This is a genomic window from Phenylobacterium sp. (genome assembly GCF_031425575.1).
Classification (GTDB): domain Bacteria; phylum Pseudomonadota; class Alphaproteobacteria; order Caulobacterales; family Caulobacteraceae; genus Phenylobacterium.
The window spans coordinates 18650-30988 of record NZ_JANPJP010000034.1 but is presented as its reverse complement, the minus strand read 5'-3'; the positions used below and the strand labels follow the sequence as shown (position 1 = coordinate 30988).

Here is a 12339-nt window from a genome sequence, read left to right as displayed (position 1 = left end):
CGACTTGCCCTGCCCCGATCCGCCGATGATCACCATCGAGCGCCCGGTCTCGACGCTGAGGTTCAGCCGGTCCAGGACGGTGACGTCCCCGAACCGCTTGGTGACATTGCGCCACTCCAGCTTGGGCCGCGAACCGCTCATCGCTGGGTGAACAGGGTGGTGAGCAGATAGTCGGAGGCGAAGATCAGGATGGCGGCCGACACCACGGCGTCGGTGGTGGCCCGCCCGACGCCGCGCGCGCCGCCGGTGGCGCGGTAGCCGTGGTAACAGCCCATCAGGGCGACGATGAGCCCGAACACCATGGCCTTCAGCAGGCCGGTTCCCACGTCGCCCGCCTGTACGAAGTCCACCGTGGCGCGGATATAGACCGTGGGATTGAAGTCCAGGTACCCGACGGCGACGGCCCATCCGCCACCGATCCCGATGATGTCGGCCACGACGGTGAGGATCGGCAAGGCGATCACCGCGGCCACCAGCCGGGGCGCCACCAGATAGCCAAAGGGATCGGTCGACAGGGTCCTCATCGCGTCGATCTGCTCGGTGGTGCGCATGGCCCCGATCTCCGCGGCGATGGTGGCCGAGACGCGCCCGGCCAGCATCAAGGCGGCCAGCACCGGGCCGAGTTCGCGGGTGATCCCCAGGGCGACGATCTGCGGCATGATCTGCTCGGCGTTGAACCGTCCGCCGCCGACATAGATGTTCAGCGCCAGGGCCGCGCCGGTGAACACCGCCGTCAGCCCCACCACCGGCAGGGAGAAGAAGCCGATCGCCGCCAGCTGGCGCAGAACCTGGCCGGGGAACCACGGGCCCAGCACCACGGCCTGCAGGCTGCGCAGAGCAAACAGGGTCACCGCCCCCACCGTCTGCAGCGACAGCAGCGCCAGGCGCCCGACGGCCCGGACCGGGGTCAAGACCGCGGCGGGCGTCATGTCACTGGCTCTCCGGCGCCGGGGCGGGCGGCCGCACCGCCTGCCCGATCAGGCCAAACAGGTCCACGGCGCCCTGGGTGTTCTCGATCTCTCCGCCGGGCTTGAGGTCCTCAGCGGCCCCGCCGGCCCCGATGGCGACATGCACGCCCCCCAGCAGGCTGTCGCTGGTGATCTTGGCGGTGGAATCGGCGGGTAGCCGGACCTTGGGATCAAGGGCCATCTCCACCTTGGCCAGGTAGGTGTCCGGCTCCAGGGTGACCTTGGCGACCGTGCCGATCTTGACCCCGGCGACGCTGACGGTCGCGCCCGGCGTCAGGGAGCCCACCTCGCCGAACTTGGCGGTGACCTCGTATCCCCCCGGGGTCAGGCCCTCGCCGCCGGCCCACAGGGCGTAGACCAGGAACGCCGCGGCCGCGCCCAGCACCAGAAAGCCCATCAGGGTCTCAGCCCATTGTCCCCGCACGGTCGGCCTTCAAGTCCTGGAGTTGCGCTGAAGCTGGGCGATGAGCACGCCGATGTCGCCGCCGGCGTTGTCGATGGTGGAGACGAAGTCCTGCTGCTGGGTGATGGCCAGCCAGACCCCCCGGATCTGGACGTCGACGACCTTCCAGGCGCCGCCGGCCCCCAGCACCCGCCAGGACACCGCGATCGGGTCGCGGCCGCCCCCCAGGACCTGGCTGGCCACCACCACATCCCCCGGCGTCCGGGCCACCGAGCCCGTGACCCTCAGGGTCTCCCCCCGGAACTCCGAGATCCGGCTCTGATAGACGTTCTCGGCATAGGTCCGGAACACCGGGTTGAAGCGCGCCCGCTCGGCTGGGGTGATGGTGCGCGCGTACTTGCCCAACACGAAGTTGGTGATCTTCGGCACGTCGGCGATCTGGTCGATCAGGCGGCGGAAGGCCTGCTGCTTCTGCGCCAGGCTCAGGCTGCGGTCGGCCAGCACCGACAGCACCTTCTGGGCCTGGACCTCGACGAAGGCCTCGGCCTGGGGATTGCGCGCGCTGCGCCGGGCGCCCGGCTGGGCCGACGCCGCGCCCGCCAGCCCGGCGAGCGCCAGGGCGCCGCCCAGGCGCGTGAGGATGTGGCGGCGAGCGGGTCGCATGGTGTGTTTCCTCGGGTGGCGCACGGGGCTCATGGCCTAGTAGATCGGCTCTGAAACGGCCGCCAGGGCGACCGTCTCAGCCATCGCCTCGGCGGGCGCCGGCATGTCCGGCGGGGTTTCGAAGTCAGGCAGGACCTCCACCGCCCCGGTGGCCTCGCGGACCACCGACTCCCGGTTCTGCAGATAGGCCGACTGGATCGTCGCATAGGGGTCGGTGGCCTCCTGGTCGATCGCCTCCAGGGTGGCGTCGGCGCTCGACCTGTAGTCCAGGGCGGTGACCCCCAGGCGACCGGCCCCGAAGTCGCTGCGCAGTCCCCCCGTCGCCAGGGATATGGGATCGGTCAGGGCGTCCACCACCTGCCCCACGCCGTCCCGCAGGGTCAGAGGCCCCACCAGCGGCAGATAGAGATAGGGCCCGGCGTCCACGCCGTAGCGGCCCAGGGTCTGACCAAAGTCGGCGCGGCTGCGCTCCAGCCCCACCCGGCTGGCGACGTCGAACACCCCGAGCACGCCCACGGTGGAATTGATGACGAACCGGGCGCCGGCTGTCACGGCGCGCTTGGGGCGACCCTGAAGGCCGGCGTTGATCACCGTCGAGGGCTCCCGCAGATTGTCCACAACCCGCGCCAGGCCCCGGCGGATCGGCGAGGGGGTGATCTTCATATAGGCCCGCGCGATCGGCCGAACGAGCGCCCGGTCCAGGAACCCATTGAAGGCGTAGGAGCCGCGGTTAAACCCCCGCCAGGGGTCCTTCCGCGGCTCCGTCGCCGCAGGCGCCAGCGGCGCGGGCGCGGCGTCCGGCGCGACGCTCTCCGCCACGGCGGCGCTCTCCTCCGCCGCCTGGGTCCAGGCCGCCCCGCCGAGCGCTACGGAAAGCGTCAGCCCCAACGCCACGATCAGCGGCGCCCCCGCCCTGGGACGATCCCCGCCGGGCCTTGTCTCGATGATGTCCCGACTGACGACCATAGGGCATGGTCCCCCCAGACCACGGTCAAGCTTAGCGGCGCCGATCACCTCTGGGAAACCTCCTTCGCGTGAAGGAAGAAGTCACTCAACCCAGGACCTGAGCTCCGCAATCCAGGGGATATGCGCGCGTCGCCGACCCCCGCCGGCCCTGCGCGGCGCCCCCTCAATCCTTGTCGCGCGGGATCCGCACCAGCTTGTTGGGCACGCCGGGGATGTAGCTGACCAGCGTGACGTTGATCATCTCCACGTCCTCCGGCGGCGGCTCCGGCGGGGTCGGCTCGGCGGCCCGCTCATAGGCCTCGGCCGTCTCGGCCTTCAGCCCATAGCGCGTGGGCGCCAGGCGCGAGGCCTGCCAGCGGGCGGCGTCGATCCGCACCTTGGCCAGGAAGGCGCCCTCCTTGTCGGCGGCCTCGGCGATCTCCCACACCTGGTCGAACCGCCGGTGGGCCTGCAGAACCCGCGCCCGCCCATAGGCCTCCAGGAAGTCGGCATGGCGCCGCAGCCAGCCATAGACCGTGGTCTCGCCCGGCATCCCCTCCAGGGCGCAGGCTTGCCGCAGGCTCATCCCCAGGGCCAGCCGGTCGCAGATCAGCCCGGCCACGTGGGGGCAGTAGCGGCCCTCCCGCCCGCTCAGGGACCGCCCGTCGTACTGGGCCTGGACCACCTGGGCGGCGAACCCCGGCCGGGTCCGCCGCCAGGCCCGCACCGCCTCGCGGCACGGCATGCCGGGATCGCGGCAGATCGCCGACAGGCTCTCGCCGGCCGCCACCCGCTGGCAGATCACCGCCCCCAGCGCCTCGGTGAACCGCCGCCACGGCCGCGCTGTCCGCACCCCCGCCTGCGCCTGCGGCCCGGGCGGCACCGCCGCCTCGTCCGGCGCATCGCTCGGCATGTTCCAGCTGGAGTGATGCCGCTCCAGGATCGGCGGCAGCTGCTCATCACCCATGACAAATCCCCCGCGCGCTCCCGCGCCCGAGCCTCTGATTATGAACGGAAAACCGGTCCAGCGCGCCTCAAGGCGCAGTCGCGACCAATGCCGTGAATATGCCAAAAACGCGCGACGCTGTCAAGAACAAAGAGGGAACGCGTAGGCCTTCACCAGCGCGCCGGCTTCTGAAAGGGCCCGACCGCGTCCCTCAGGTGCTGGGGGAACTGGGCCTGCGCGAGGGCGCCCACCCGGATCGGCCTGATGAAGTGCGCCAGGGGCTGCAGCGCCCGGCTGACCTTGGCCTGCGGGTTGAGGATGCCGATCCCCTTTCCAAACCGGTTGCGCACCAGCGAGATCGGCTCCTTCAGATCGCTGTCGTTGCTGACGATGACCGCCATATCGAAGGCGTCGTCGAAGGCGTCCATCAGCAGATGGGTCGCCAGGTTGACGTCTGAGCCCTTCTCCTCGGTCTTGACCACGCGCACGGCCTTGTATCGGCCGGCCCGCCAAGCGGCGGCGTCGGGCATGTTGATCTCATGGGTCAGGAAGTGGCCGAGGTGGAGTTCAATCGTCGGCAGGGTCTGAAGAGCGCGGAAATAGGTTTGTTGCCGCGTCGGCTGGTCCGGGTCATTCGGGCGCGCGCTGATCCGCGCGGTGAAATAGCGAATGCGATCGATCTGATTTTGGGGAAGCAAGGCGGTGCAGAGCGCCTCGACGTTCAACCACCTGTGGGCCGTGCCCTTCAGGCAGCCATAATAGAGGTTGAAGCCGTCGACATAGACCCGCGTCCTCAAGCGCACCCCCCAAAAAGCAGCGGCGGCCCCGAGGGACCGCCGCGCGCCTTGGCCCCGAAGCGCCAAGGGGGATATGCGATAAGATAAGGACAAATGCCCCGGAAAGTCAACAAATCGATGGGCAATCCGCGCCCTCCCGCGATCATCCCAGCCTCTCTCCCGGTATCCGCCGCCACAGCAGCGCTGGGCCGCACCTGGGCCGAAAGCTGCCAGAAGGGTCCGAAGATTTCAAGCACAAACAGGGAACAAACTCAAAGCCCCCACCCCGCTCACCCCGGCGCAGGCGTTTTCTCCCCTCGCCGCGAAAGGCCCCGCGTCCGACATCTTGCACCCCCGCCCACAACGTCTAGGTTGAGCTGCGCTGCCGTTCAGCGCGTGGGGGAAGATCAGCTTGGACGTCGAGGCCTTCATTCGGCGCTGGTCGAACCTTGAGGGCGGCGCCGAGCGCGCCAACTACGTCATGTTCCTCACCGAGCTGTGCGCGGTGCTGGAGCTGAAGGCCCCCGACCCCGCCGCCAGCGACCGCGTCGTCAACGACTACGCCTTTGAACGGGGTGTGAAGACCCGGTCCAGTGAGGCCACCGCCTCGCAAAAGCGCATCGACCTCTACAAGAGGAACGCCTTCATCCTGGAGGCCAAACAGTCGCGCCTGCCGGGCCGACAGAACGCCATCTCCGGCCAGGCCAGCCTGTTTGCGGAAGCCGAGGAGGCGCCGGCCCGCCGCACCGCCGTGCGCGGCTGGGACGTGATGATGCAGAACGCGCGCAAGCAGGCCGAAGACTATGTCTTCCTGCTGGACGCCGACCATCCCGCCCCGCCCTTCATCATCACCTGCGACGTCGGCTATTGCCTGGAGCTCTATGCCGACTTCACCGGCACCGGCCGGGCCTATGACCAGTTCCCCGACCGCAAGGGCTTCCGGATCTTCCTGGAGGACCTGCGCAAGCCGGATACGCGCAAGCTCCTCGCCAAGGTCTGGGACGAGCCGCACAGCCTCGACCCCACCAAGGAATCCACCCGCGTCACCCGCGAGATCGCCAGGCGGCTCGCCGAAGTCAGCAAGTCGCTGGAGGCCAAGGGCAAGGACCCGGAACACGTCGCCCACTTCCTGATGCGCTGCCTGTTCACGATGTTCGCCGAGGACACCGGCCTGCTGCCCAATGACAGCTTCAAAGCCCTGCTGGCCAAGAGCGTCGCCGACCCCGCCCACTTCCCGCAGCGCCTGAAGCGCCTGTGGCAGGAGATGGAGCACGGCGAGGAGTTCAGTCACGTCATCGAGGCCCGCGTGCGCCATTTCAACGGCGGCCTGTTCAAGGACACCACGGTCTTCGAGCTGGGCCGAGAAGAGATCGGCGAACTCCACGAGGCCGCCAAATCGAACTGGACCCAGGTCGATCCCGCCATCTTCGGGACCCTGCTGGAACAGGCCCTGGACAAGACCGAGCGCCGCAAGCTCGGCGCCCACTACACTCCGCGCGCCTATGTCCAGCGACTGGTGGACGTCACCGTCATGGAGCCCCTGCGCGCCGACTGGCAGACCGCTCTGAAAAAGGCCGAGCAGGCCAAGGACGATGGCAAGGACGAGGACGCCATCGCCCAGGTCCGTGCCTTCCATCACCAGCTCTGCACCACCCGCATCCTCGATCCCGCCTGCGGCACCGGCAACTTCCTCTATGTCGCCCTGGAGCTGATGAAGAAGCTGGAGGGCGAAGTCCTCCAGACCCTCTCAGACCTCGGCGACCGCCAGGCCAGCCTGGCCCTGCCCGGCGAGACCGTGGATCCTCACCTGTTCCTGGGCCTGGAGCTCAACCCCCGCGCCGCCGCCATCGCCGAGCTGGTGGTCTGGATCGGCTATCTGCAATGGCACTACCGCAACCACGAGAGCCACCCCGCCGAGCCCATACTGCGCGCCTTCAGCAACATCAACTTCGGCAAGCGCGAGGGCTATGACGCCGTCCTGACCTGGGACGGTTCTCCCGTGCCTCTGGTGGTGGAGAAGGACGGCAAGCGGGTCGAAACCTATCCCAATCCTAGGCGACCGGCCTGGCCCGAGGCGGAGTTTATCGTGGGCAATCCTCCGTTCATCGGCGCTACCGATCTACGAGATCGTCAAGGCGACGGGTATGCAACGGCGCTTCGGCTCGCCAATCCCAACGTCGGGGACGCGTCAGACTTCGTCCTCTACTGGTGGGATCGCGCTGCCGAGCTGCTTCCCCGTCGAGGCACGAAACTTCGACAATTTGGACTCGTCACAACCAAGACGATCTCACAGGTCTTCCAGAGACCCGTTTTGGAACGCCACCTCCGTGCGAAAGCGCCCGTCAGCTTGGTTTACGCGATCCCAAATCAGCCTTGGACCAAGGCAACGGCGGATGCGGCGGCTGTCCGCATTGCGATGACGGTCGCGAGATCGGGTCATCATTCGGGTACGTTGCATACGGTGGTCTCAGAGGAAGACTTGGATTCCGATGAGCCGAAAATCACCTACGAGGAACGCTCAGGTGCGATTCACTCTGATTTGAGCATTGGCGCAGATGTGACGACAGCCTCAGTTCTCAAGGCAAACACAGGCCTATGTTCTCCAGGCGTGAAGCTCCATGGGGCTGGCTTCATTGTCAGTCGCTCGGTGGCAAAGTCGCTGGGAGCCGGCAACGCGGGTAGCCTCATCCGCCCCTACCGGAATGGTCGTGATCTAACCTCCCGTGGTCGAGACGTCTTCGTGATCGACTTTTTCGGCCTGTCCGCCGAGGAGGCCCGGCGAGATCACCCTAGAGCATACCAAATCGTTCTCGAGCTAGTAAAACCTGAACGTGATAAGAATAATCGCCCGTATCGCCGCGACAACTGGTGGCTCTTCGGCGAAAACAATCCTCAGTGGCGAAAATCTCTAGAAGACCTTCCCAGATATATCGCAACTCCCGAGACGGCAAAGCACCGATTTTTTGTCTTTTTCTCTGGCGATATTCTGCCGGACAACATGATCACGACGATCGCGACTGACGATGCGTATGCACTCGCAATCTGCTCATCTATCGCCCATGTAACTTGGGCAATTCGGTCTGGCGGGCGACAGGGCGTTGGTAATGATCCTCGTTATACCAAGACAAGAACGTTCGATCCCTTCCCCTTTCCTGACACTGACACCTCGCTGACGGAGCGTCTCCGCGCTATCGGCGAGGAACTCGACGCCACCCGCAAGCTCGTCCTCGCTGAACACCCCGACCTCACCCTGACCGGCCTCTACAATCTGCTGGAAAAGGTGAAGGCCGGCGTGGACCTCACCCCGGCCGAGGAAGACGCCAAGCAGCGCGGCCGGGTGCTGATCCTCAAGGAGCTGCACGAGCAGATCGACGCCGCGACGGCCCAGGCCTATGGCTGGCCCGCCGACCTCTCCGACGAGCAGATCCTCGAACGCCTGGTGGCCCTGAACGCCGAGCGCGCCAAGGAAGAGGCCGCCGGCCAGGTCCGCTGGCTGCGCCCCGACTACCAGATCTCCCGCTTCGCCAAGGGCGCGGCCGCCAAGACCGGCGAGCTGGACCTGGGCCAGACCGTCGTCGCCCTCGACAAGGGCCTGCCCGCCTGGCCCAAGGACCGCTACGAACAACTCCTCGCCACCGAGGCCCTGCTCATCGCCGCCGCCCGCCTCATGGACCCCGCCGAACTCTCCCGCGCCTTCAAGGGCGGCGGCAAGAAGATCGAGCAGCGCGTCCTCCAGGCCCTCACCACCCTCGCCCGCTACGGCCGCGCCACCGCCCTCCCCGACGGCCGCTACGCGGCGCGACGGGCGGCGTGAGCAGCGCGGCTTTCTTGAAAAATCGTCTGAGCGTGCTAATTTACACCAAGTGGACTGGGGTTTCTCGGTCGGCGCTGGGCTCCTGGGGAAACCTCGGGGGCCTTTCTGCTATGGGGCCAAGGCCTCATGGAAAGGTCTTCAAGCCCCCGAGAGCCAGCTTGGGTCGCAAGACCTCGAAGGCGCGGTTCGGCTGTAAGGGGCGCAGCACCTTCAGGCCGATTGGCCTAGCCATCTGGTCCGCGAGCTGCAACCCGGAGGAATTAGACCGCTTGTCCACGAAGAGCGGCTCCCACTGCAGTTGCGTAAAGTCGGGTTGCCGATATCCCCAGTTCGCCTGATTGCTCGCGACGCGGCGAAAGAACAGTTCAAGCTCTCGGTCTTCCCGTCTGCCTCGCGCCTCGAACAACACATGCACCAACCTTCCTGTCTGACCCAGCGCCACAAGGCGATCGAGTAGCGTCTCCAGGCAGAACTGAAGGCCGATCTCGTAGGGACTCCAAGGATGAGCGTATCTTTGCGCCAGCCGAACCTTATGGATGACAGCCGCCGCGACCGTGACCTCGGACATAGCGACGAGGGTGTTCATGCGCTCAAGAAACGCCTCGCGCGCCTCGGCGCCACGTTGCAGGAAGGCGAAGTCGTTCTGCTGCCGGCGGATGTCGCGTTCATGCAAGATCAGCTGATCGTGGCCGACCGTCTCGAATTTCAGGGTTTGCATGCTGGGCACGAGCCGCCGCGCATAGGCATCCTTCGCAATCAGCACGCAGTTGAGCACGAATACCGGAAAGGTAGGGTCGGGGTTGTCGAGAACGGGCGTGCCGCTTTCGTCAGCGAACACGATGAAGTCCGAAAAGGCCAACGATCGCCTCCCTGATTGGCGCACCTGAGATTGCGCCTCATAGTCTCGCGTGGCTCATTGCACGTCTAGATCGAGGCAGTAGCGACCTCCCGCCACCGCCCGCCCCATGGACGCCGCCGAGTTGTCCCGCGCCTTCAAGAAGGGCGGCAAGCGCATCGAACAGCGCGTCCACCAGGCCCTCACCCGCTACGGCCGCCTCACCGCCCTCCCCGACGGCCGCTACGCGGCGCGACGCGCGGCGTGAAGTTGCCTACCCCCCTCCCCCGTCATCCTAGGCCTTGTGCCTAGGACCCCTGTTTCCGATCCGGGAGCGCCGCCGGGTGAAGCGGCGCGGTTGACGCCGCGACCTGCATCGCCAGGCGCGCCGACAGAGGGGTCCTAGGCACAAGGCCTAGGATGACGGGGGAGGGGCGAGGGCCAGCGCACGTTCGTGTGGTTCGTGTGGTTCGTGGTCAGCCTTCTTCCACGCAGCGGGCAGCCCCGGCCTCGAAGGTGTTCGCGCTTCCCGCCACGACATCGCCGAGCGCCCTACCCCGGCGCCCAGTCCTTCGCCGCCAGCTCGAACCCGGCGAAGTCGAAGCCCGGAACCACCACGCAGGCCACCAGCGCCCAGCCGTCGGGGCTGGCCTGCGCCGCCTGCCACTCGCCCGCCGCCACCACAGCCTGTGGCGCGTCGCCGGCCAGGGGGCCGAGGCGAACGGCGGCGATGGGACCGGTGTCATGGGCCGCGGTCTTTAGCGTCAGGGCCGTTCCCGCCTGGAACAGCCACAGCTCGGTGGCGTCGATGCGGTGCCAGTGGGAGGCCTGGCCGGCCTCCAGCAGGAAGAGGATCGCCGTGCCAGGGCTGCGGGCGCCGGGCGCGGCGGGCGCGCGCCAGGTCTCACGGTACCAGCCGCCCTCCGGGTGGGGGGCGAGGTTTAGGCGGGCGATCAGGTTGGCGGCCGATTCGGCGGTCATCCTGAGAGCAGACACAAAAAACGCCGCCCTTGCGAGGCGGCGTCCTTGCCGTGCGAAGGTATGGGGTTGGCTTTAAGTGGCGGTGCGGATGGCTTCGCGGGCCTGGGCCAGCAGCTCGTCCATCTTCATCCGGACGTCGCCCTCGCTGACATTGACGCCCGAGCCCTTCAGGTCCTCGAACACCTTGCGCAGCACGTCGTCGTCGCCGGGCAGTTCGAAGTCGGACTTCACCACGGCCTTGGCGTATTCCGCCACGCGGTCGCCCTCCAGGCCCATCAGCCCGGCGGCCCATTCGCCCAGCAGACGGTTGCGGCGCGCCCCGGCCTTGAATTCTTGTTCCTGATCGAGAGCGAACTTGTTCTCAAATCCACGTTCGCGGTCGTTGAAGGTGGTCATGCGGTCTCCGGGATGCGGCCTTAACGAGGCTGCATATCCCCTGGCGCGCGCGCTCGCAACGCAAAGGCGCGTGTGCGGGGCCGATGGTCGTTTGCGAAGCGCAGGCCGATCGTCTATTTTTCGCCAGCCTCAGATCGGCGAGAGGCTTGGAGTCGGGATCGCGCGCGTTGGGACCAACGGCGCGCGTTTTTCGTTTCGGCTCCGGCCAGAACCCTCGCCCCGTGGAGAAGGCTGCGTATGACCACCCGCCGCAAGAAGATCTTCGAAGGCAAGGGCAAGATTCTCTACGAGGGGCCGGAGCCCGGGACCCTCATCCAGTACTTCAAAGATGACGCTACGGCGTTCAATTCACAGAAGAAAGCCGTCCTGGAGGGTAAGGGCGTCATCAACAATCGCATCAGCGAATATGTGATGACCCGGCTCAATTCCATCGGGGTGCAGAACCACTTCATCCGCCGCCTGAACCTGCGCGAGCAGCTGATCCGCGAGCTGGAGATCATCCCGCTGGAGGTGGTCTGCCGCAATGTGGCGGCCGGCTCCCTGTCGCAGCGCTTCGGCCTGCCCGAGGGCCAGGCCCTGCCGCGCTCGATCATCGAGTTCTATCTGAAGGACGACAAGCTGGGCGACCCGATGGTCACCGAGGAGCACATCACCGCCTTCAACTGGGCCTCGACCCAGGAGATCGACGACATGATGGCGCTCACCCTGCGGGTGAACGACTTCCTCACCGGCACCTTTGGCGCGGTCGGCATCACCCTGGTGGACTTCAAGGTGGAGTTCGGCCGGCTGTGGGAAAACGACTTCGCCCGGGTGATCCTGGCCGACGAGATCAGCCCCGACAGCTGCCGGCTCTGGGACGCCCAGACCAACGAGAAGCTGGACAAGGACCGATTCCGCCGCGATCTGGGCGACGTGATTGAGAGCTATACCGAAGTCGCCCGGCGGCTGGGGATCATGAAAGAGATGCCCACCGTGATCCAAGGAGGCCTGCACTAGTGCGCGCGAAAGTTCATGTGTTCCTGAAACCCGGCGTGCTGGACGTCCAGGGCAAGGCCGTCGAGGCCGCGTTGCATGGTCTCGGCTGGGGCCATGTCGAAGGCGTTCGCGTCGGCAAGACCATCGAGTTTGATCTCAAGGGCAAGGACGCCGCCGAGACCGAAGCTGAGGTCAAGGACATGTGCGAGAAGCTGCTCGCGAACACCGTCATCGAAAGCTACCGGGTCGAGGTGGCGTGAGGCCCTGGGCGCTCCCGCTGATGGGGGCGCTCCTGCTCTGCGCCTGCGCCGAACCCGAGCCGCCGGCCGCCCCGCCGCTCAAGCTGGACTGCGCCCTGGGCTTCGAGGCCCTGAGCGCCCAGATCGTGGCCGCGCCGGGCATGAAGCCGGTGGTCAAGGAGCGAGGCGAGCCCTTCCACTACTACAATGCCGACGGCGGCCAGAGCTCTTACATGATCACCGAGCAGGGCGCGCCCGGACATCCGGCCATCCTCCAGCAGCAAGTCACCCCCGCGGGCGTCACCAACTCCGGCTGCGCCTATGGCGACGAGAACGGTTACGCCGAGCTCGTGGCCTATCTCGAGGCGCTCGCCAAGGCGCGGGCGAAATGAGCCGGC

General features: G+C 67.0%; 14 protein-coding genes and 1 pseudogene. 5 read left to right on the top strand and 10 right to left on the bottom strand.

What is annotated here, in order from left to right:
- The 7 genes and pseudogenes from RMO97_RS01750 to RMO97_RS01720 form a co-directional block, all read right to left on the bottom strand.
- A pseudogene (locus RMO97_RS01750) lies at positions 1-141 on the bottom strand (ABC transporter ATP-binding protein); the annotation flags it as partial.
- Positions 138-929 (bottom strand): ABC transporter permease, encoded by a 792-nt coding sequence (locus RMO97_RS01745; RefSeq protein ID WP_310538836.1) that lies wholly within the window; start codon positions 927-929, stop codon positions 138-140. The gene RMO97_RS01745 and the pseudogene RMO97_RS01750, both read right to left, overlap by 4 nt.
- Position 930: 1 nt before the next feature.
- Positions 931-1392 (bottom strand): outer membrane lipid asymmetry maintenance protein MlaD, encoded by a 462-nt coding sequence (gene mlaD / locus RMO97_RS01740; protein ID WP_310538835.1) that lies wholly within the window; start codon positions 1390-1392, stop codon positions 931-933.
- A gap of 9 nt (positions 1393-1401) precedes the next feature.
- Positions 1402-2034, bottom strand: a complete 633-nt coding sequence (locus RMO97_RS01735) for an ABC transporter substrate-binding protein (RefSeq protein ID WP_310538834.1) — start codon at positions 2032-2034, stop codon at positions 1402-1404.
- A gap of 36 nt (positions 2035-2070) precedes the next feature.
- Complete coding sequence (locus RMO97_RS01730) at positions 2071-3000, bottom strand: VacJ family lipoprotein (RefSeq protein WP_310538833.1); 930 nt, start codon at positions 2998-3000, stop codon at positions 2071-2073.
- Positions 3001-3163: 163 nt separating this feature from the next.
- Positions 3164-3946 (bottom strand): hypothetical protein, encoded by a 783-nt coding sequence (locus tag RMO97_RS01725; protein WP_310538832.1) that lies wholly within the window; start codon positions 3944-3946, stop codon positions 3164-3166.
- Between the two features lie 149 nt (positions 3947-4095).
- Positions 4096-4722: an NYN domain-containing protein gene (locus RMO97_RS01720; RefSeq protein ID WP_310538831.1), complete on the bottom strand. Its 627-nt coding sequence runs from the start codon at positions 4720-4722 to the stop codon at positions 4096-4098.
- 391 nt (positions 4723-5113) lie between these two features.
- Between RMO97_RS01720 and RMO97_RS01715 the strand changes: the two genes are divergently transcribed.
- Complete coding sequence (locus RMO97_RS01715; protein ID WP_310538830.1) at positions 5114-8515, top strand: DNA methyltransferase; 3402 nt, start codon at positions 5114-5116, stop codon at positions 8513-8515.
- Positions 8516-8639: 124 nt separating this feature from the next.
- Here RMO97_RS01715 and RMO97_RS01710 read toward each other — a convergent pair whose 3' ends face one another.
- A complete protein-coding gene (locus RMO97_RS01710) occupies positions 8640-9374 on the bottom strand; it encodes a DUF3800 domain-containing protein (protein WP_310538829.1) in 735 nt (244 codons plus the stop codon).
- Between the two features lie 106 nt (positions 9375-9480).
- Between RMO97_RS01710 and RMO97_RS01705 the strand changes: the two genes are divergently transcribed.
- Complete coding sequence (locus RMO97_RS01705) at positions 9481-9618, top strand: hypothetical protein (protein WP_310538828.1); 138 nt, start codon at positions 9481-9483, stop codon at positions 9616-9618.
- 284 nt (positions 9619-9902) lie between these two features.
- Here the strand turns inward: RMO97_RS01705 and RMO97_RS01700 are convergent, their stop codons facing one another.
- Positions 9903-10331, bottom strand: coding sequence for a cupin domain-containing protein (locus RMO97_RS01700; RefSeq protein WP_310538827.1), 429 nt, complete (start codon positions 10329-10331; stop codon positions 9903-9905).
- 72 nt (positions 10332-10403) lie between these two features.
- Positions 10404-10727, bottom strand: coding sequence for a DUF1476 domain-containing protein (locus tag RMO97_RS01695; protein WP_310538826.1), 324 nt, complete (start codon positions 10725-10727; stop codon positions 10404-10406).
- 237 nt (positions 10728-10964) lie between these two features.
- Between RMO97_RS01695 and purC the strand changes: the two genes are divergently transcribed.
- The 3 genes from purC to RMO97_RS01680 are packed head-to-tail and all read left to right on the top strand — an operon-like array spanning position 10965 to position 12333.
- Complete coding sequence (purC, locus tag RMO97_RS01690) at positions 10965-11723, top strand: phosphoribosylaminoimidazolesuccinocarboxamide synthase (protein ID WP_304782251.1); 759 nt, start codon at positions 10965-10967, stop codon at positions 11721-11723.
- Positions 11723-11962: a phosphoribosylformylglycinamidine synthase subunit PurS gene (gene purS / locus RMO97_RS01685; protein WP_293494497.1), complete on the top strand. Its 240-nt coding sequence runs from the start codon at positions 11723-11725 to the stop codon at positions 11960-11962. Before purC ends, purS begins: the two co-directional genes overlap by 1 nt.
- A 20-nt stretch (positions 11963-11982) precedes the next feature.
- Entirely contained in the window at positions 11983-12333 is a 351-nt protein-coding gene (locus tag RMO97_RS01680) for a hypothetical protein (protein ID WP_310538825.1), read from the top strand.
- Positions 12334-12339 lie beyond the last annotated feature (6 nt).